We start from the raw sequence: 18,504 nt of genomic DNA, 5'->3' as shown, positions 1-18,504 counted from the left end.
CAGAAATCGCCCGATTTGGGAATCCCAAATCGATTCAAGCTAACTTCATCCCGCTTTAGAGCATGATCCGGAAAAGTGTGTAGCGGTTTTCCGAAAAGATCATGCTCAAACAAAGACCTAAAGCGCGATGACGATTCATCCAAATCTCATCGCGCTTTAGTGCTGTGCAGCTATTCCGCCGATGGATTCGGCGGCACCTTCGCGCCGGCGAGCAGCCTGGCCAGTTCCACCTGCCGCGGCTGCCCGGTCTTCGCCAGCACCGCCTTGAGTTGGTTGCGCACGGTCTCGCGGGAGACGCCAAAGGCGAGTGCGATGGCCTCCACAGTGCGCCCCTCGCCGATGCTGCGCGCAACGCGCGCCTCCGCCGGCGTCAGGTCGAACAGGCCCTGCAGCACCTCCGCCGTCGGGACCTCTGAGGGCACCACCGGCGTCACCATCACGATCGCCAAGGCCTGGGCGAAAAGGTCATGGGCTGCGCCGCGGATCGGGACCACATGCACGATCATCGGCGGGCGCTGGTCCTCGGCCGCGATCGGGACCGAGCGCACGTCGGTGCTGGCAAGGCTGTTGTGGAGGGTCGACAGCGCCTGCGCGAACAGCGCGTCGGCGGAGCCCGATGTCAGGGTTAGGCGGTCGGCCCGATCCTGCATCACGTCGGGGATAAGCCGGTCGAGCAGCGCGTTGGCCGCCATCACCTGGCCGCCGCGCCGGAGCACGGCTGCGGGAAGCCCGAGCAGCGCCAGCGACTCGGTGGCCGCCCTGGCGCGTTCGAGGCCGAGCCGCGCCGATAACAGGGCTGCACGCGCCAAATGCGGACGCAGCGCATCGAGCTGGTCCACGGCGGTCTGTTCGATCGGGCCGAGATGATATTCACGCTCGACGCTGTAGATCAGGATGTCGCCGCTCGGTACCGGGATCGCGGTACCCGCACCCCATCCGAGCCCGCGCGGGCGAAAGAACTCCCGGATCTGATAGTCCTGCTGGACATCCTCCGGCGTATCGAACAGGTCGATGTCGCGCAGGAATCCGGCGTGATTGGCCGCGAGCAGACGTGGCAAGCGTCCGTTGTGCTCATGCCAGCGGCCTTCGGCATAGGCGGCCATGTCGTCATGGATATCGGGGGAGGCGACCCAGCGCACGTCATGCGGGTCCGCCGTCAGCAGCACGATACCGCGAGCTCCGGCGATACCGCCGACGCGGTGCAGGACGTTCGGCCACAGCTCGGGCACGACGGCGGCCTCATAAACCAGGTCGATCAGATGGTCCTGCAGTTCGTTCTTCATCGGCCGCCCCGAGACCTCGCTGCCTCATGGAATAACCCGCGGGCCGCGGATTCATTCCGTTACGCCAGATCGCGATATCGCGGGAGTCCGTGAGATTCCGGAGCGTGGCGGCCGCCGATGCGGAGGGCAGTCGGCGTTCGTCGGGAACTCCGGAAGCGTAGTGTCAGGAATGACTTTCCGCGGCTGCCCGCTGGTCGACGCCGAGATCGAACCCGCATGGGGCAAGGCCGCGCCCGCGGCGCCTTCTGCGGCTTCTTCGAGGTCTTTTACGCTGCCGCCAAGCGATTGAGCATCGCCTGATTGCGCAGCTCGACCCGGCGCGAAGTCGGCAGCGCGATCGCGCCGACCTGCTCGAGCTGGGTAAAGGTGCGCGATACCGTTTCGATCGTCAGGCCGAGATAGTCGGCGATATCCTGCCGCGACATCGGCAGTTCGACGGCGGCGTTCTTCGTGGCGCGACGCGCCATGTCGAGCAGGAAGCCGACGACCCGCTCTTCCGCGCTGCTGATCAGGAGCATCAGGTGCTCCTGGAAGCGCCGCAGCTCCTGCGCGGTTGCATCCCAAAGCTGGCGCGCAAGGTCCATTTCGTGGGTTGCGCGGACCATCAGGGCGCTGCGCTTCACCACCAGCACCTGGGTCTCGCAGATGGCTTCAGCAGATGAGATGTAGGTTTCGCCGGCCTCGAAGCCGAAGATGTCGCCGGGCAGGTAGAACGCGCCGATCTGGCGGCGTCCGTCTTCCAGGATCTTGTAGGTTCGGACGGCACCGGACACCACCTGATAGAGGTATTCCGCGTCCTCGTCCTCGCCGTAGATCTCGCTGTTGCGGGTGAACCGCATCGGCGTACCGATCATCCCGAACGGCCCTTCGGTGCGGGACTGGCCACGGACGGCGTTGGTCGGGCGACGGCTGATCTCGAGAGAAACGGCGGCCTGGGTCTGCATAACGGCACTCCATCGGAGGGAAGATCGATGGACGCAGATTGGCCGCCGTCGCCGCATTGGGAAATTTGGAATCTTCCCCTAGGTAGGAGCACCTAAGTATTTGTACGTAGGTCCCCGTTGCGGGTGTCAGTGACCCGCGTCTGGGCAGCCTCTAGGCTGCAATCGGATGCGGGTAGGACGCCTGCGTGCTGGATTGCTCCCGGCTTTGCCTCTCTCGTTGCCAGCGCGTGGTGCTGCGGTCGGTCAAAGCGAGCACCAGGGCAAACGATGAGAAGATGATGCAGACGGTTGCGGCGACGACAAGTGAATCGATTGGCATGGTGCGGTCCTCCGGGGTTAGCTTGCAGCCTTGATGTCCTCGGGCGACTCCACGTAGTACCCGGAGTAGCCGTCGACGAAGCAGAGATGATCGTGAACTTCCCTGACGCCGGAGGTGTTTTCGGCCAGCACGATCGTGGCCTTGCGGGTCCGCTCGTCGAAGATCAGGCCATACAGATGCACCGCGCCATTGCGCACCCAGACCTGGAATCCGGCCGGCCGCCAATCGGTGGCGTTGATCTCGCGCGCGATGCGTTCGCGGATATGCTCGTCGTCGGCCGTGGGATCAGGCACCTCCCGCGCCATTGACGCGACGGCCTGCAGAATGTCGGCGCGGGTGACGATCCCGACCACGATCCGGCCGTTCACGACCGGCAGCCGCTTCACGCCGTGCTTTTGCATGAGATGCACGATCTCCTCGAGCGGCGTCTGCTCTTCGACCGTGATCGGATCCGTCGTCATCACGTCTTCGACCTTGCGGCCGCGCTCATGCACAAAATCGGTGGCGGCGCGGCCCGCGCCAGTGAAGAACTGAAGCCAGGCCGAACGCTTGCGCCCCGTGCCAATCTCGGCGCGCCGCAGGAAATCACCTTCGGTGACGATTCCCTTGAGCATGCCATTCTCATCGAGCACCGGCAGGCCGCTGAGGTGACAGCGCAACATGATGTTGGCGGCATCCAGGATCGATGTCTGCGGGCTGACGCCGATAACGTGCTTTGTCATGATCTGGCGAGCGTGCATCTCGAACCTCCCATTTGATGGATGGAGAGATAGAACGGCCTTCGGACGCGCACATTGACCTGGCTCAACGGCCCGCTTTGCCGTTCTCCAGCGATTTCAGGAGCAGGATGAAGTCATTGACCTAAAGCATGATCCGGAAAAGTGTGAAGCGGTTTTCCGAAAAGATCATGCTCAAACAAGAAGCTAAAGCGCGATGACGATTCAACCTAATCTCATCGCGCTTTAGTCCGGCTCGAAGCTGAACTCGGGCATGGCCGGTGACGATTCCCTCGGCGAGCGCTTCCTGCAGCATCTCGACTGGATAGCGCTCGTGCAATGATGGGTGATCTCGCGCTCAGTGCGACATCAGGACCGGAACGGTCATCGAGCGAAGCATGTCGTGCGTCACCCCGCCGAGCAGCGTCTCCTGCAGCCGGGAGTGGCCGTATCCGCCCATCACCAGGAGATCGAGGCTTTCGTCCGCCGCGATCGACAGCAGCGCGGGCTGGATCTCCGAGCGTGACGCCGGGAACGAGGCGATCTTCGCCGGAAGCCCCAACCTTGCGAGATAGCGCAGCAGATGGTCGGTCGAGCTCTCCGCCGGGATCGAATCGGATCCGGCGACGGTGATCACGGAGAGGGCGTTGGCCTTCTGGAGCATCGGCATCGCGTCATGCAGCGCGCGCGCCGCAAGCCGGCTGCCGTCCCAGCAGATCCCGATTCGCCTGGCCGAGAAAGCGCCGCGGAACGTGTACGGCATGAACAGAACGGGGCCGCCGGCCTGGAAGAGAATCTCCTGTGGAATGACGTTGTCGTAGCTCGTGTGGTCGCTCTCCGGCTGCGTCACGATTGTCAGATCGTGCAGCCGCGCACTCGCGCATAGGATCGCGCGCGCCTCGGCAACAATCGCGTTCACCGCGCGGGTCGTGTAGGAGATATCAGCGTTCCTTGCCTCCGCCTCGAAGACGCGCAGGGCCGCTTCGGCGCGCTCGAGCGCCCGCACATGCTCGGCCTCGAAGATCGAGGCGACGGCCGCGCCGCCCTCGACCAGGGGCATGCTGGTGGTCTCGTAGCCGATCGCCATCGCATCGAGATGTGCGCCGGTGTCGACCGCAAGCGAGATCGATCCGTCCACGGCGGGACGCACCGACAGCTCCGTGGGAATGTGGACCAATAAGTTCCTGAACATTGCCGTTCTCCGTGCGTGAAGGGGCTGCCGTTCATTCGAGCACGGGCGGTCGCCGGATGCTTTGATCTGCCTCATATCCGTCCGTCGCGGCGTTTGAGCCAAATCAACCTGGCGGTAGCCAGCCTCGGGCAATGATACTAGCTTGAACGAAGGGCGACCGAAACACCTGCCGGACGGGGAGGACGATCATGCTTGCAACCGACGTGATGCGAAGCTCGTTTGCGACGATCAAGCCGACCGCTTCTGTGCTCGAAGCCGTCCAGCTGCTCCTGGAAACCGATCAGCGCGGTTTGCCGGTGGTCGACGACAATGGCGGTCTCGTCGGCATGGTTTCGGAAGGGGACTTTCTCCACCGCGACGAGCTCGGGATCAGCCCGCCGTCGGGAAACTGGCTGGAAGCGCTGCTCGGTATCGAGGAGAACAATCCCGAGCGTGAACGCATGCGCACGCTGCGGGTCGGCGCGCTGATGAGCCCTTCGCCGATCACCGTGAATGTCGATGCATCTGTCGACGATGTCGTCGCGCAGATGGACATCTACAATGTCGTCCAGGTCCCGGTCGTCAGCGCCGGAGCCGTCATCGGGATAGTCAGCCGCAGGGAGCTGCTTGCGGCGCTTGCGCGGCGATTGACCGGACAGACCGTGGCAGGGACACCGGGATCGCGTTGATCTCACGCCCATGCGGCTGTTCTAGCGGCCGTCGAGGTCGGCGTAGCGGTTGCCGTACGCCAAGAGCAGCAACCCGACCGCAGACAGGGCCGACACCGAGGCCGCGATCCAGGCGACGGAGGTGACGACAAAAGCCGCCTCGAACCGCCAGATCGATTGCGGTTCCGTCGAGGCAAGCGGCAGGATGTCGGAGAAGCACCAAATGTAGAGGAGCGCGAGCGCCAGCGAGAACGCCGCGCTTCCGAGGAAGAGAAGGGTCAATCGCCGTTTCATGATGGCCTCCTGTTGGCGCGGCGGATGCTGCCAAAGTCCGCCGCCCCGACCAATTCCGGGTTTTCCCTTAGGGCGGGTTGCCGGGGATCTGGGTGAATGAAATCCCTTGCAGCCCGTTCGGGCGCATGACTTCGATCACGTCGGATCGGTCCTGTTGATGGCGTCTTGCGCAGCCAGGCGGTCGAGCGTCCGGCTCTCGTCGAAGCGGGTCATCTCGACCGCCCACTCGACCACGGGACCGCTTCCGCCGATCGTCAGCCCATCGCCCTCCAGTGTAATCGGAACGACCCTGCGATAGATCGCGGGCGCATGTGGCTTGTTGATCGCAAGCTCGTCCTCGCTGGCGCGCCGCCGCCGCTCCAGCGTCGAGAAGTCGAGATAGGGCAGCCTGACCGCGCGCTTGATCTTGAGCACGAGATCCGGCCCAAGGAAGACGGCCGAGCAGTGCGTGTCGACCGGTACACCGTCCCATTTGCCCGGGTCAGCCCGGACAGGACCGCCCGCACGCCAGTCTGGTCGGCTTCATCCGCGGTCGAAACGGTCGACGTCATCGGCATCAACATGCTTTCAGGACGGCGGCGCCCACGAGCTTGCCGTCGCGCAGGCGCGACAGGGCCTCATTGGCTTGGTCGAGCGGGAAGACGGTGACGCTGGTCTTCACTCCCGCGTGCGCCGCCGCCTTGAAAAAATCGACGCCGTCCTGCCGCGTGAGGTTGGCGACCGAGACGATCTGCCGCTCCCCCCAGAGGATGCTGTAGGGAAAGGTGGGGATATCAGACATGTGAATGCCGGCGCAGACCACGCGTCCCCCCTTGCGCACCGCGCGCAGCGCCAGTGGGACGAGCGGACCTGCCGGCGCGTAGATGATCGCGGCATCCAGCTCGACCGGCGGTCGTTCTTCCGAGGCGCCCGCCCAGCGCGCGCCGAGCGACAAGGCCAGCTGCTGGGCTGCGGTGTCGCCGGCGCGGGTGAAGGCATAGACGGCCCTCCCCTGTGACCGGGCCACTTGCGCGATGATATGCCCGGCCGCGCCAAAGCCGTAGATGCCGAGGTTGCGGCCGTCGGCGGCCATCACCAGGGAACGCCAGCCGATCAGGCCGGCGCAGAGCAGGGGCGCGAGCTCGGCGTCGTCGCAATCCTCGTCGAGCGGAAAACAATACCGTGCGTCCGCGACAAGGTGGCTCGCGAAGCCGCCGTCCCGCGTGTAGCCGGTGAACTTTGGGTGATCGCAGAGATTTTCCTTGCCCTCCCGGCAGTACGGACAGCGTCCGCAGGTCGAGCCGAGCCAGGGCACGCCGACGCGCATGCCGAGATGAACATTGCTGACGCCGTCGCCGATCGCGTCGACGCGGCCAACTACCTCATGACCGGGAACGATCGGGTAGGTGATGTCAGGCAGCTCGCCATCGACGACATGCAGGTCGGTTCGGCAAACGCCGCAGGCGCCGATCCTGACCCGTACCTCGCTCGGGCCGGGAACTGGATCCGCTCGCTCCACAAATTGCAGCCGCGCGCCGCGCGCGGGCAGGATCATGGCGTACATGACGGAACTCGCTCAGGCCTGTGACCTCTTTGACCATGTCACATTGAACCCGTTTTGATTTCGCTCAACACCAATCCGCGCGTCCCGCCTAGGGTTGCTCCGCGAACACGATTCATCCAGGAGGCACCGATGATCAAGGACATGATCCCCGTTGGAACCCAGCGCGCAATGGCGCGGCGCAAGAGCAATCCCTTCGCGTTCCTGCAGAACGAGATCGACGGGCTGTTCGACGGATTCGGCCGCAACTTCCCCACCTTTGTCGCGCCGGGAACGGCGATGCCGCGCATGGACGTCAGCGAGACCGACGAGGTGATCGAGATCTCGGCGGAACTGCCCGGCCTCGAGGCCAAGGATGTCCAGCTCAATCTTGACGACAATGGGCTGACCATCCGCGGCGAGAAGAAGAGTGAGCGCGAGGAGAAGAACAAGGATTACCACCTGGTCGAGCGCAGCTTCGGCTCGTTCGCGCGGTCGGTGACCCTTCCCGGTGGCGTCAAGCCGGACGATGTCAGCGCGGAGATTGCCAAGGGCGTGCTCAAGGTGATCGTCAAGAAGCCGGCGCCCAGGCAGAGCAAGCAGATCGATATCAAATCGGCTGCCTGAAAATTCAGCAGCGCGTCGCGCGCTCGCGAGCCTCAAGTCCGCCCGAAGGGAATCAACCCATGTACGAATTTCTCCAGGAAACCGTCGACAACAACATGACGAGGGGTGTGCGAAGCGTCGCCCCGGAAACCACGGTGAGCGACCTGTACCGGATGTTCGCAAGGGACGATTATGACGCCTATCCCGTCGTGCGCGACGATGTCGTGGTCGGCTTCGTCACCAAGCTCGACGCGCTGAAGGCATTCGCTTTCACGTCGGATCAAATGTTGCCGCATTATGACGATCGCATGGGAACCACGGTCGATGAGATCATGTCGTGCGATGTGATCGCGGTCGATCCGGACACGAACCTGCAGCGGGTTCTGCAGCTCATGGTCGCACATCGCCTGAAAAGCCTGCCCGTGATTGACAAGTATCACCATCTGCTCGGTATTATCGCTCGCGAGGATGTCATGCGGGCGTTGGCGCGCTGCACGAAGCGGCGGGCGCCTCCGCTCGCGCCTTGCGAGACCGTGCAATGTCTACGTTTGGCCTAGAGCGGGTATTTTCGCCTCGCAGCATCGCTGTCGTTGGTGGCAGTTCACGGCCGTCGTCCCTGGGGCTTGCCGTGCTCAGGAACGTGAAGGCGAGCTGCTTTGCCGGCAGGATCGCCGTGGTCAATCCGAAGCACGCCGCCATCGATGGCGAGCGGGCATTTCCGGATCTGAAGTCGCTCCCGTTTGTTCCCGATCTCATTGCCGTCACGGCGCCGGCGATTGCGATTCCCGATATCATGGTGGAAGCCGGCGCGGTCGGCGTCGGCGGCGCCGTGATCCTGTCGGCGGGCCTCGGTCACGGCGCGGGCTCGCTGGCCGAGTCGATCGAACGCACGGCGCGCCAGCATCGCATGCGCCTGATCGGTCCCAATTGCCTCGGCGTGATGGTGCCGCACGCCAAGCTCAATGCGAGTTTCGCCGCGCATCGCCCGTCCGAAGGACATTTAGCGCTGATCTCCCAGTCCGGTGCCGTCGCGGCGGCGATGGTCGAGTGGGCGGCCGAGCGGCGGCTCGGCTTCTCCGGCATCGTGTCGATCGGCGACCAGCTCGATGTCGACGTCGCCGACCTGCTCGATCATTTCGCGCTCGACGAGCGCACCAATGCGATCCTGCTCTACCTCGAGGCGGTTAAGGATGCGCGCAAGTTCATGTCGGCGGCGCGTGCCGCGGCCCGGCTGAAGCCGGTCATCGTCGTCAAGTCAGGGCGGATGGCCCAGGGCGCGAGGGCTGCGGCAACCCACACCGGCGCGCTGGCGGGTTCGGATGCGGTCTACGACGCGGCCTTCCGCCGCGCCGGCATGTTGCGCGTGTACGATCTGCGCGCGCTGTTCGATTGCGCCGAGTTGCTCGGCCGCGGCTTCGTCCCGCGCGGGAACCGGCTTTCGATCCTGACCAATGGCGGCGGGCTCGGCATCCTCGCGACCGATCGGCTCGCCGAGCTCGGTGGCGTTCCCGCGACCTTGACGGGCGAGACGGTCGCGCGGCTCGACAAGGTGTTGCCGCGGGGTTGGTCGCGCGCCAACCCCGTCGATATCTCCGGCGACGCCGATGCCGCGCGCTACGTCTCCGCGCTCAATGCGATGCTGGAAGATGCGAACAGCGATGCCGTCCTCGTCATGAATGTGGAGACGGCGGTCGCCCCGACCGAAGCGATCGCCGAAGCCGTGGCGCAATGTGTCCGGGACCGCAGGGCGAAGCGAAGCGCCGTCGCGATGCTGGTGCTTGCAGCGTGGGCCGGCGCCGACGAGCGCGCCGGGCGGACCTTTGAAGCCGCGCGCATCCCGCATTTCCCGACCGAGGACGATGCGGTGCGGGCCTTCATGTATCTGGTGCGATATCGCGAGGCCTCCACCGCGCTCGCCGCAACCCCGCCGAGCGTCGCCTCGGTGTTCACGCCCGAGATCGCCTCCGCGCGGCACGTGGTCGCAAAAGCATTGTCTGACGGGCGGGCCTGGCTCGATCCGGTTGAGATCGTCGCGCTGTTCGACGCCTATGACATTCCGATTGTTCCGACAGCTGCGGCACGTGACGCCGAGGATGCCGCGGACAAGGCCGCGCCGTTCCTGGCCGAGGGGCGCGCGGTCGCGGTCAAGGTGTTCTCCCGCGACATCAGGCACAAATCCGATGTCGGCGGGGTCATCCTTGGCCTGCGCACGCGTGAAAGCATCATCGAGGCGGCCGAGACCGTCCTTGCGCGGGCCCGGAGCGCGCGGCCGGGCGCCAGCCTGCAAGGTGTCACGATCCAGCCGATGATGGTCCGGCGGGCGGCGCGCGAACTGATCCTCGGCATCGCCGACGATCCGACCTTTGGTCCGGTGATCGTGTTCGGCCGCGGCGGCATCGCCGTGGAGGTGATCAACGACAAGGCGCTGGCGCTGCCGCCGCTCGACATGAATCTGGCCCGTGACCTGGTCGGACGGACGCGCGTCTCGCGGCTGCTCGGTGCCTATCGCGACGTGCCGGCCGTTCCGCCCGACGTCGTGCCGCTCACCCTCGTCAAGCTCGCACAGATGGCCGCGGATATCCCCGAGGTCGCCGAGCTCGACATCAATCCGCTGCTTGCGGATGAGACCGGCGTGCTGGCGCTCGATGCCCGAGTGGCGATCCGCAAGCCGGCGCGGCTGTTCGCGGGCCAGACCCGGCTCGCCGTCAGGCCCTATCCGTCGCAATGGGAAGGCGAGCTTGCCCTGCGCGACGGCTCGCGGGTGCTCGTGCGGCCGATGCGGCCGGACGACGAGCCTGCCGTCCACCGCTTCTTCGCGCGCGTGACCGCCGAAGACCTCAGGCTACGCTTCTTCCATGCCATGAAGGAGTTCACGCATGCCTTCATTGCCCGCCTCACCCAGCTCGACTACGCGCGCGCGATGGCCTTCGTGGCGCTGGATCCTGCGACCGGCGAGATGATGGGGGCGGTTCGGCTGCATTCGGATTCGCTGTATGAGAGCGCCGAATATGCGATCCTGCTGCAGTCCGATCTCAAGGGCAAAGGCCTCGGCTGGGCGCTGATGCAGCTTCTGATCCACTATGCGCGGTCGGAAGGGCTGAAGCGCTTGGCCGGCCAGGTGCTGGCCGAGAACACGACGATGCTCGGCATGTGCCGGGACCTCGGCTTCACCGTCACCCAGGATCCGGAGGATCACAGCATTGTCGACGTCGTGCTCGACCTTCGTCTTCCGAGCGTGGATGCCATCGGGGCGGACATCCTGATCCGGCCTGGACGCGGAGGCGCCTAGAGCATGATCCGGAAAAGTGTCAAGCGGTTTTCCGAAAAGATCATGCTCAAACAAGAAGCTAAAGCGCGATGACGATTCAACCTAATTTCATCGCGCTTTAGAGTCCCGCGGCGATCGCGATTCGCATCAGCTCCGACATGCTGCGGACATTGGTCTTGGCCATCAGGTTCGCGCGATAGACCTCGACCGTGCGCGGGCTGATGCCGAGGTCGTGGGCGATCACCTTGTTGATCTTGCCTGCCAGGAGCCCGCGCAGAACGTCGCGCTCGCGCGGCGAAAGATCGGCGAGGCGGGCTTCAGCCTGGTGCTTGGCCGCGGCGTCGGCCGGCTTCGCCGGCTGGGATTCCAGGGCACCGCGGATCGCGCGCAGCAGCACCTCATCCTCGAATGGCTTCTCGATGAAATCGACCGCACCCGCCTTCATGGCTTCCACCGCGAGCGCCACATCGCCGTGGCCGGTCATCAGGATGATGGGACAGGCCACTGCGTCGGCCTTGAGCTTGCGGACGAGCTCGAGACCGCTCATGCCGGGCATGCGGATGTCGGACACGATGCAATCGACCCCGCCGTTGGTAAAGTGACTGAGAAAGTCGGTCGCCGTCTCATGCGTCTTCACGGCGAAGCCGTTGACGTCGAGGAGGAAGGCGAGCGAGTCCCGCATCGCCGGGTCATCGTCGATCACAAGAATCGTACGCCGCGCAGTCATACTTCTTCTCCAACCTCCGCAAACGGCAGGGTGAACTGAAAGATCGTGCCGCCGCCGGGGTTCGCCCGGGCGACGATCTGGCCGCCATGGGACTCGATGATCGTCCGGCAGATCGACAGTCCGACACCCATGCCATGCTCCTTGGTCGTGACAAAGGGCTGGAACAGGCGGTCGGTGATTTCGGGGCTGATGCCGGGGCCGGTATCGGCGACCGTGAATGTGGCGACGCCATCGGTCCTGGCGACGCCGACGGTCAGTTCGCGGCGCGGGCTCGACGCCATCGCCTCGATCGCGTTGCGGATCAGGTTCAGCGCGACCTGCTGGATCTGGATCTTGTCGACGATGATCGATGGCATGTCACGGTCGCTGCGGATCGCCACCCGCACGCCTTGCTCCTTGGCGCCGAGCAGCGCCAGTGCCACAGCCTCCTCCAGCAGCGTGACCGGATTCTCCAGCGAATGCTCGGTCTCACCTTTGGCGACGAATTCGCGCAGTCGCTTGATGATGTCGCCGGCGCGCAGCACCTGCTGCGCCGCGCGATCGAGCGCATCGCGGATCCGCTTTGCGTCGGGCTTCTCCGATGTCAGCAGCGCCCTCGCGCCCCGCATGTAGTTGGTGATGGCCGATAGCGGCTGGTTGATTTCATGGGCGATAGAGGACGCCATCTCGCCCATCGCGGTCAGTCGCGATACGTGCACCAGCTCGGATTGCAGCTCCTGCAGCCGCCGCTCCTGCGCCCGCCGTTCAGTGAGGTCGCGGATGAAGCCGGTGAAGAAATGTTCGCCGCGCACCCGCGCTTCGCCCACAGCAAGCTCCATCGGGAAGGTCGAGCCGTCGCTGCGTTCCCCGACCACGATGCGGCCGATGCCGATGACGCGCCGCTCGCCGGTGGTGAGATAGCGCTCGATGTAGCGGTCGTGTTCGTCGCGATAGGGCTGCGGCATCAGGCAGGACACGTTCTGGCCGATCACCTGGTCCTCCGACCAGCCGAACAGCCGCACCGCCGCGGCGCTGAACGAACGAATGATGCCGCGATCGTCGATCACGATCATGGCTTCCGGCACGGTGTCCAGGATCGACTGCAGATGCGCCTGCCGATACCGCGCCTGCTCCGACTCGCGCAGCAGGCGATCGCCCATGAAGCCGAGAACCGGCCCGAGCACGGCAAAGCATCCGACGTCGATCAGATTGGCCGGATCGGTGACGAGGCTCTTGCCAAGAAATATGCCGCTGATGCCGATACAGAGCAGGGTCGCGAAGATCGCCGGTCCGCGGCCGCCGGCGAATGCCGCAAAAGCGACGACCGGGAGGTAGATGATCGTGAACGTGCGATCCTCGAAATAGTGGTGCAGCACCGCGCGCAATGCGAGCGCGAGCAGGGCGGCTGCCGCAGCAGTGCCATAGCGGTACCAGAATCGGTCGGGCATGATCTCCGGAAAGCCTTCACGTTCGATCGACACTACAACGTTTGCCCGCGGGAGACCACCGGGCGGACGGCATGTGCCGGTTTGCGGCGAAGCGGGTAACGTGCAAGCCGGGCCGCTCTATTTGAGCCAGGCTCGCCAATGGGTGGGTTGTACGGCGATGCGTTCGCCGGTTTCAATCTTGATCCAGCCGCCGATGATGCGGCGGCAGGCGAAGACGAGCTGGTGAATGCTGCTTCCCTCGATCACGGCAAGCGCCAGGTCGCGATCAAAGGGCGCCGTTTCGATTCGCTCCCACGTCACGTCGCCGTTGTGCTCCGGGGACTGCGGACGGTCCCGGATCGGCAAGTTCAGGCAGCCTTCTGCGTGTTGTCGGCCGCATCGCCAGTCCGCCGTCCGAGCCAGTTCAACTCGATGCTGTTCAGTGCCTGCGCGGTTTCGACGGCGTAGGTCAACTCCTCGGCACCGCGCGCCGTGACGCCCTTCATCCAGTCCTGCCAAATCGTGATCTTCTCGGCCCCCGAGACGGTGGAGTTGAGCTTGCGGAACAACTCCCAGGCCGCGGTGAATTCGATTTGGATCAGCTCGAGCCAGCGTCGGTTCGCCTCAATCAGTCTGTCGGAGATGTCCGATTGCACGGCGATTGTCCGCTTCGCAGAGGTTTGAATGGCGTCCGCGATGGCGCCCGCGCCGAGACGATGGTCGCTGTGGTCGGTCATAATCAACATCCTCCGTTGGTGGAAGCATCCTTGTCCCACGAGGTCGGTCGGACGCGTTGATTTGCGTCAACCGCTCGGCACGCCGTTCGCCGCGCCTGGCGGCGTTTCAGCGGGTATTCGGAGAAAATGGTCCTCGCGGCGCGTGGAGTTTAGCTGCGTTCGGCGCCGATCATCACACCGGTTCGCAGGTTGATGAAATGCACGCCGTCGCACGCGGCGCAGGAGACCGGGTGCAGGTCGTCGGCCCCGGGCTCGGGCATGTCGCCAGGCAGCAGGCCCTGGACCCGGTCGCCGGTGTTCGGACACGAGAAGATGATGGGGCGCCAAGTCTTTCTGTCTGCCATGTGCTTTCCCCAGACGGGAAGGCACACACTATCGGCGGGATGCCGCCGCCGTTTTGACGCAGGTCAAAATTCGCCGGGGATCAGAACGGCCGCCGGCGCGGTGCCGGTTGCGGGGCGCGGGCCGGCTGCCTCGCCAGGAGATGCGTTCGCGCGCATGTCACGACGACGATCGCGACCAGTCCTATCGAAGCCATCAGAGTGAGCATCATGGTTCCGTCTCCCAGGGCGACCGGTTTCAGCATCGTTCGCTGCTGCCGCGCCTTGATCAGCATCAAATGAGCGCGCGAATGCGCGGTTGAGCCAAATCAAGGTGTGCGATGCGACGCGATGCAAACCTTCCGGCGAAAACCGAGGGAGAATTGCAATGCGCGCGCATCAGATCATGACGAGACACGTCATCACTGTCGGACCCGATTCGTCAATCCGGGAAGCTGCGGGCTTGATGATCGATCATCATGTCAGAGGCCTGCCGGTGGCCGACGAGCACGGCAAGCTTGTCGGCATCATCTCGGAAAGTGATTTCCTGCGGCGCAGCGACAGGCTGGACGGTGCGGAAGCGAAGTATGTCCGCATCGTTGCGACAGATCAAAGCGCTCGACTGACGGGCCGTCATATTTGGTGGGCCGCTGCGCGCCGGCTTCGGGCGCAGGGCAAGCAGGTGAGGACGTGCCATGCCATCATTTGACGTTCGTTTCATCAAGACCGTTTGCGACGACACCGGTCACGAGCATCGCGCCTGTCAGGCGGCATTCAAGATCGATGCCGTTTCGCTGACGGCGGCCGCGCAACAGGCGGAGGCTGACTTCTGCCGGCAAAAGGGCGTCCGTGACTGGACGATTTTCGCCGATGCGCTGGAGCTCCGTACGCCGCCCGCATTGCCGTCGGCGTGGGGCGGCTAGGCAGGGGGCACATCATGGATAGTGCCGCCCGCCGTTACGCGGGACTGAGCGTACCCAGATATACGTCGTATCCGACCGCCGCCGATTTCACCCCGCTGGTCGCCGGCAAGGATCTTGCGCGCTGGCTCGGCCGGCTCGACGCGACCGAGCCGGTTTCGATCTACCTGCATGTGCCGTATTGCCGCGAGCTTTGCTTCTATTGCGGTTGCAATACCAAGATGGCGCTCCGCGACAGTGTCGTGCTGAGCTACCGCGATGCCTTGATCGCAGAAATCGCGCTCGTATCCGGGCTGTTGAAGGCGCCGCTTCGCGTCTCCCGGCTGCACTGGGGTGGAGGCACGCCAAGCATCCTGGGTGCCGAGGGACTGCGCCGCGTAGTTGACGAGCTTGAGCGGCACGTCTCGTTCGAGCGGGATCTCGAACACGCAATCGAACTCGACCCGCGATACGTCACCGTCGAACTGTCGGATGGTTCGGCGGCGCTTGGCGTCACCCGCGCGAGCCTTGGCGTCCAGGATATCAATCCGCTGGTGCAGGCCGCGATCGGTCGCGTTCAGCCGCTCGGCATGATTGAGGCTGCGGTCGATCGCCTGCGGGGCGCCGGGATCAAGAAGCTGAGCTTCGACCTGATGTATGGCCTGCCGCTGCAAACGCCAAAATCGATCAGGACGACATGTGCCGCGGTCAGCGCGCTGGCGCCCGATCGGATCTCATGTTTCGGCTACGCGCACCTGCCACGGCTCAAGGCAAATCAGCGTCAGATCGACGAGGCAAAGCTTCCCGGGCTCGATCAGCGCATCAAGCAGGCCGAACTGATCGAGGCCGAGCTTGTTCGCCACGGCTATGCGAAGATCGGAATCGATCACTTCGCGAGGCCCGGTGACAGTTTGGCGTTTGCGGCCGCATCCGGTCGGCTGCACCGCAATTTCCAGGGATACACCGACGATGATCGGGCCACGTTGCTGGGCTTCGGGGCGTCGTCGATCTCCACTCTTGCCGACGGCTACGTCCAGAACGTCGCGGACGTGCCGCGCTATGTCAGCACTGTTGCCTCCGGCATGCTGGCGACGATTCGGGGATGTCGCCTGAGCGCGGACGATCGGCGGCGCGCCCAAATCATCGAGCGACTGATGTGCGAGTTCGAGGTCGATCTCGCCGAGATCGCTCCCGGCGTCGACTTCGGCGAGGAGCTCGCGATGCTGCAGCCGATGCAGCAGCAGGGGCTCCTGACCCGCCGCGGCACGACCCTGGCCCTGACGGAGATCGGACGACCGGTCGCGCGCGTTGTCGCCGCTGCCTTCGACACCTACAGGCGGCCGCCGTCCCGGCAATTCAGCACGGCAATCTGATCCCATGTCGCCGGTCCTTTGCTGCGGAGGCGAAATTCGTTTGATCCAGGTCAACGTCGCTTCCGCGAGCGCCAGCTAGCGTCGAACCAAGGGGCGTGGAACATGATTGCTCGATCGAAATTTGGCGAAAGCTCTCCGCAGTTCGAAAGTCTGACCGGCCGGTTGCGGGCGTTTCTTGTCCGCTGCAACGAACTTGCGTCGTTGGGCCGGAATGAGATCGACGACATCGCGAGAGAACTCAATCTCTCCACGTCTGACTTCCATGCACTGGCGCGCGAGCCGGGCTTCCCCGAGTTGCTGCGAAGGCGGCTCGTGCACGCCGGTCTCGCCGAGGACGCGCTCGCCGTCTCCCACGGCGACGTGCTGCGAGACCTGCAACGCGTGTGCGGCCTATGTCAGGTCAAGGCCCGTTGCGCCGCCGACCTCAAGCGCGAGAAACGCGCCAGTCCCATGAAATATTGCCCGAACGAACAGACCCTGCGCGCGCTGAGCCGAGAGGCCGACTGTGCCCGCGCCGGCCCCGCAATTGATGTCGCTCAATCCACTCACGCCGGGAATGTGGTCTCCATAACCATCGCGCATCCAGAGAAGGCTTCGACATGACAAGTCCGTCCGTTGTTTCGAAATCGATGACGATCGGTGAAGCCGGCCTGATGTCGCTGTTCGCCGTCTCTGCGTTCGTCTGCCTGTTCGCCGCGGCGATGGGGCATGATTCCGCTTACACGTTTCATACCTCGCTTGCTTCTGCCGCGAGCCTGATCGCCGCAGTCGCGATCCTCAACCGCTACTATGATCGCCCGGCCGCGTTACCGCCTGCGGAGATCGGCGGCCGGGTGAACTACAATCTCGGCCCGATCAAGTTTGCCTCCGCCATGGCGATGGTCTGGGGCATTGCCGGGTTCGCGGTGGGCCTGATCATCGCCATGCAGCTCGCCTGGCCCGCGCTCAATTTCGACCTGCCGTGGACGACGTTCGGCAGATTGCGGCCGTTGCACACCTCGGCGGTGATCTTTGCATTCGGCGGCAACGTCCTGATCGCGACCTCGTTCTATGTGGTGCAGAAGACCTGTCGCACGCGCCTTGCGGGCGATCTGGCGCCCTGGTTCGTGGTGATCGGCTACAATTTCTTCATCCTGATCGCGGGCACCGGCTATCTGCTCGGGGTCACCCAGTCAAAGGAATATGCCGAGCCGGAATGGTATGCCGACCTCTGGCTCACGATCGTCTGGGTGACCTATCTGCTCGTGTTCCTGATGACGCTCGTCAAGCGCAAGGAACCGCACATCTTCGTCGCCAACTGGTTCTATCTCGCCTTCATCATCACGATTGCGGTTCTCCACCTCGGCAACAATCCTGCGCTACCGGTCTCATTGCTCGGGTCGAAATCCTACATCGCCTGGGGCGGCGTGCAGGATGCCATGTTCCAGTGGTGGTACGGCCACAACGCGGTCGGCTTCTTCCTGACCGCCGGTTTCCTCGCGATAATGTACTACTTCATCCCGAAGCGCGCTGAGCGTCCGGTCTATTCCTACCGGCTTTCGATCATCCACTTCTGGGCGCTGATCTTCCTCTATATCTGGGCCGGCCCGCATCACCTGCACTACACGGCGTTGCCGGATTGGGCGCAGACGCTCGGCATGACGTTCTCGATCATGCTCTGGATGCCGTCCTGGGGCGGCATGATCAACGGCCTGATGACGCTGTCGGGCGCCTGGGACAAGCTGCGCACCGACCCCGTGCTGCGGATGATGGTGGTGTCGGTCGCGTTCTACGGCATGTCGACCTTCGAAGGCCCGATGATGTCGATCAAGGTGGTCAACTCGCTCAGCCACTACACCGACTGGACCATCGGCCACGTGCATTCCGGTGCGCTTGGTTGGGTCGGCTTCGTGTCCTTCGGCGCGCTCTACTGCCTCGTGCCCTGGATCTGGAACCGTCAGCTCTACAACCTCAAGCTCGTGAACTGGCACTTCTGGATCTCGACCATCGGCATCGTGCTCTACATCTCGGCGATGTGGGTGTCGGGAATTCTGCAGGGCCTGATGTGGCGTGCCTACACCTCGCTCGGCTTCCTCGAATACTCCTTCATCGAGTCCGTCGAGGCCATGCATCCCTTCTACATCATCCGTGCCGCCGGCGGCGCGCTGTTCCTGACCGGCGCCCTGATCATGGCCTTCAATCTCTGGATGACGGTCAACGCCGGCAAAGCCAGTGAAACCGAAGGCGCCGGTCTCCTCCAGCCCGCCGAATAGGT

22 protein-coding genes and 1 pseudogene are annotated in these 18,504 nt (G+C 64.3%); 9 read left to right on the top strand and 14 right to left on the bottom strand.

What is annotated here, in order from left to right:
• Positions 1-170: 170 nt before the first annotated feature.
• The 5 genes from ACFFWD_RS04220 to ACFFWD_RS04200 all read right to left on the bottom strand — a co-directional run bounded on the left by ACFFWD_RS04220 (position 171) and on the right by ACFFWD_RS04200 (position 4,454).
• The gene (locus ACFFWD_RS04220) at positions 171-1,283 is read right to left on the bottom strand and encodes a helix-turn-helix transcriptional regulator (RefSeq protein ID WP_376961745.1); all 1,113 of its coding nucleotides are present in this window, start codon (positions 1,281-1,283) and stop codon (positions 171-173) included.
• A gap of 266 nt (positions 1,284-1,549) precedes the next feature.
• The gene (locus ACFFWD_RS04215) at positions 1,550-2,227 is read right to left on the bottom strand and encodes a helix-turn-helix domain-containing protein (RefSeq protein ID WP_376961743.1); all 678 of its coding nucleotides are present in this window, start codon (positions 2,225-2,227) and stop codon (positions 1,550-1,552) included.
• A gap of 151 nt (positions 2,228-2,378) precedes the next feature.
• On the bottom strand, positions 2,379-2,546 hold the full coding sequence (locus ACFFWD_RS04210; RefSeq protein ID WP_376961741.1) for a hypothetical protein: 168 nt from the start codon (positions 2,544-2,546) through the stop codon (positions 2,379-2,381).
• A 17-nt stretch (positions 2,547-2,563) separates the two neighbouring features.
• The gene (locus ACFFWD_RS04205; RefSeq protein WP_376961739.1) at positions 2,564-3,286 is read right to left on the bottom strand and encodes a CBS domain-containing protein; all 723 of its coding nucleotides are present in this window, start codon (positions 3,284-3,286) and stop codon (positions 2,564-2,566) included.
• 334 nt (positions 3,287-3,620) lie between these two features.
• Entirely contained in the window at positions 3,621-4,454 is an 834-nt protein-coding gene (locus ACFFWD_RS04200) for a universal stress protein (protein ID WP_376961737.1), read from the bottom strand.
• A 188-nt stretch (positions 4,455-4,642) separates the two neighbouring features.
• Here ACFFWD_RS04200 and ACFFWD_RS04195 point away from each other — a divergent pair, with 188 nt between their 5' ends.
• The gene (locus tag ACFFWD_RS04195) at positions 4,643-5,122 is read left to right on the top strand and encodes a CBS domain-containing protein (protein WP_376961735.1); all 480 of its coding nucleotides are present in this window, start codon (positions 4,643-4,645) and stop codon (positions 5,120-5,122) included.
• 21 nt (positions 5,123-5,143) lie between these two features.
• Here ACFFWD_RS04195 and ACFFWD_RS04190 read toward each other — a convergent pair whose 3' ends face one another.
• From ACFFWD_RS04190 to ACFFWD_RS04180, 3 genes are all read right to left on the bottom strand, one after another.
• Positions 5,144-5,395, bottom strand: coding sequence for a hypothetical protein (locus ACFFWD_RS04190; RefSeq protein ID WP_376961733.1), 252 nt, complete (start codon positions 5,393-5,395; stop codon positions 5,144-5,146).
• Between the two features lie 135 nt (positions 5,396-5,530).
• Positions 5,531-5,809: a hypothetical protein gene (locus tag ACFFWD_RS04185; protein ID WP_376961731.1), complete on the bottom strand. Its 279-nt coding sequence runs from the start codon at positions 5,807-5,809 to the stop codon at positions 5,531-5,533.
• A gap of 142 nt (positions 5,810-5,951) precedes the next feature.
• Positions 5,952-6,938 carry a zinc-dependent alcohol dehydrogenase family protein gene (locus ACFFWD_RS04180; protein WP_376961729.1) on the bottom strand — a complete coding sequence of 329 codons (987 nt, stop codon included), beginning with the start codon at positions 6,936-6,938 and terminating at the stop codon, positions 5,952-5,954.
• 129 nt (positions 6,939-7,067) lie between these two features.
• On the opposite strand from ACFFWD_RS04180, the gene ACFFWD_RS04175 reads away from it, so the two are divergent.
• From ACFFWD_RS04175 to ACFFWD_RS04165, 3 genes are read left to right on the top strand one after another with little or no spacing between them, the layout of a single operon-like run.
• Positions 7,068-7,541, top strand: coding sequence for an Hsp20/alpha crystallin family protein (locus ACFFWD_RS04175; RefSeq protein ID WP_376961727.1), 474 nt, complete (start codon positions 7,068-7,070; stop codon positions 7,539-7,541).
• A 59-nt stretch (positions 7,542-7,600) separates the two neighbouring features.
• Positions 7,601-8,077, top strand: a complete 477-nt coding sequence (locus tag ACFFWD_RS04170; protein WP_376961725.1) for a CBS domain-containing protein — start codon at positions 7,601-7,603, stop codon at positions 8,075-8,077.
• Positions 8,059-10,809, top strand: coding sequence for a bifunctional acetate--CoA ligase family protein/GNAT family N-acetyltransferase (locus ACFFWD_RS04165; protein WP_376961724.1), 2,751 nt, complete (start codon positions 8,059-8,061; stop codon positions 10,807-10,809). Before ACFFWD_RS04170 ends, ACFFWD_RS04165 begins: the two co-directional genes overlap by 19 nt.
• Before the next feature lie 97 nt (positions 10,810-10,906).
• On the opposite strand, the gene fixJ is transcribed toward ACFFWD_RS04165, so the two are convergent.
• The 6 genes from fixJ to ACFFWD_RS04135 form a co-directional block, all read right to left on the bottom strand.
• On the bottom strand, positions 10,907-11,515 hold the full coding sequence (gene fixJ, locus ACFFWD_RS04160) for a response regulator FixJ (protein ID WP_376961722.1): 609 nt from the start codon (positions 11,513-11,515) through the stop codon (positions 10,907-10,909).
• Positions 11,512-12,942, bottom strand: coding sequence for a PAS domain S-box protein (locus tag ACFFWD_RS04155; RefSeq protein ID WP_376961755.1), 1,431 nt, complete (start codon positions 12,940-12,942; stop codon positions 11,512-11,514). The genes fixJ and ACFFWD_RS04155 overlap by 4 nt, the downstream gene beginning before the upstream one ends.
• Positions 12,943-13,059: 117 nt before the next feature.
• Complete coding sequence (locus ACFFWD_RS04150; protein ID WP_376961720.1) at positions 13,060-13,287, bottom strand: hypothetical protein; 228 nt, start codon at positions 13,285-13,287, stop codon at positions 13,060-13,062.
• 2 nt (positions 13,288-13,289) lie between these two features.
• Positions 13,290-13,658, bottom strand: coding sequence for a hypothetical protein (locus ACFFWD_RS04145; RefSeq protein WP_376961718.1), 369 nt, complete (start codon positions 13,656-13,658; stop codon positions 13,290-13,292).
• Between the two features lie 149 nt (positions 13,659-13,807).
• Positions 13,808-14,002: a hypothetical protein gene (locus tag ACFFWD_RS04140; protein ID WP_376961716.1), complete on the bottom strand. Its 195-nt coding sequence runs from the start codon at positions 14,000-14,002 to the stop codon at positions 13,808-13,810.
• An 80-nt stretch (positions 14,003-14,082) separates the two neighbouring features.
• Positions 14,083-14,211, bottom strand: a complete 129-nt coding sequence (locus ACFFWD_RS04135; RefSeq protein ID WP_376961714.1) for a hypothetical protein — start codon at positions 14,209-14,211, stop codon at positions 14,083-14,085.
• A gap of 155 nt (positions 14,212-14,366) precedes the next feature.
• Between ACFFWD_RS04135 and ACFFWD_RS04130 the strand changes: the two are divergent.
• From ACFFWD_RS04130 to ccoN, 5 genes and pseudogenes are all read left to right on the top strand, one after another.
• A pseudogene (locus ACFFWD_RS04130) lies at positions 14,367-14,540 on the top strand (CBS domain-containing protein); the annotation flags it as partial.
• Between the two features lie 133 nt (positions 14,541-14,673).
• Complete coding sequence (locus ACFFWD_RS04125; RefSeq protein WP_376961712.1) at positions 14,674-14,901, top strand: hypothetical protein; 228 nt, start codon at positions 14,674-14,676, stop codon at positions 14,899-14,901.
• A gap of 11 nt (positions 14,902-14,912) precedes the next feature.
• On the top strand, positions 14,913-16,250 hold the full coding sequence (gene hemN / locus ACFFWD_RS04120; RefSeq protein WP_376961753.1) for an oxygen-independent coproporphyrinogen III oxidase: 1,338 nt from the start codon (positions 14,913-14,915) through the stop codon (positions 16,248-16,250).
• Positions 16,251-16,352: 102 nt separating this feature from the next.
• Positions 16,353-16,853: a hypothetical protein gene (locus ACFFWD_RS04115; protein WP_376961710.1), complete on the top strand. Its 501-nt coding sequence runs from the start codon at positions 16,353-16,355 to the stop codon at positions 16,851-16,853.
• Positions 16,850-18,502, top strand: coding sequence for a cytochrome-c oxidase, cbb3-type subunit I (ccoN, locus tag ACFFWD_RS04110; protein ID WP_376961708.1), 1,653 nt, complete (start codon positions 16,850-16,852; stop codon positions 18,500-18,502). The genes ACFFWD_RS04115 and ccoN overlap by 4 nt, the downstream gene beginning before the upstream one ends.
• The last annotated feature ends 2 nt before the right edge of the window (positions 18,503-18,504 follow it).

It is taken from the genome of Bradyrhizobium erythrophlei (genome assembly GCF_042430365.1).
GTDB lineage: Bacteria > Pseudomonadota > Alphaproteobacteria > Rhizobiales > Xanthobacteraceae > Bradyrhizobium > Bradyrhizobium erythrophlei.
The sequence above is the reverse complement of the archived record's forward strand: the minus strand, read 5'-3'. Positions and strand labels throughout refer to the sequence as shown.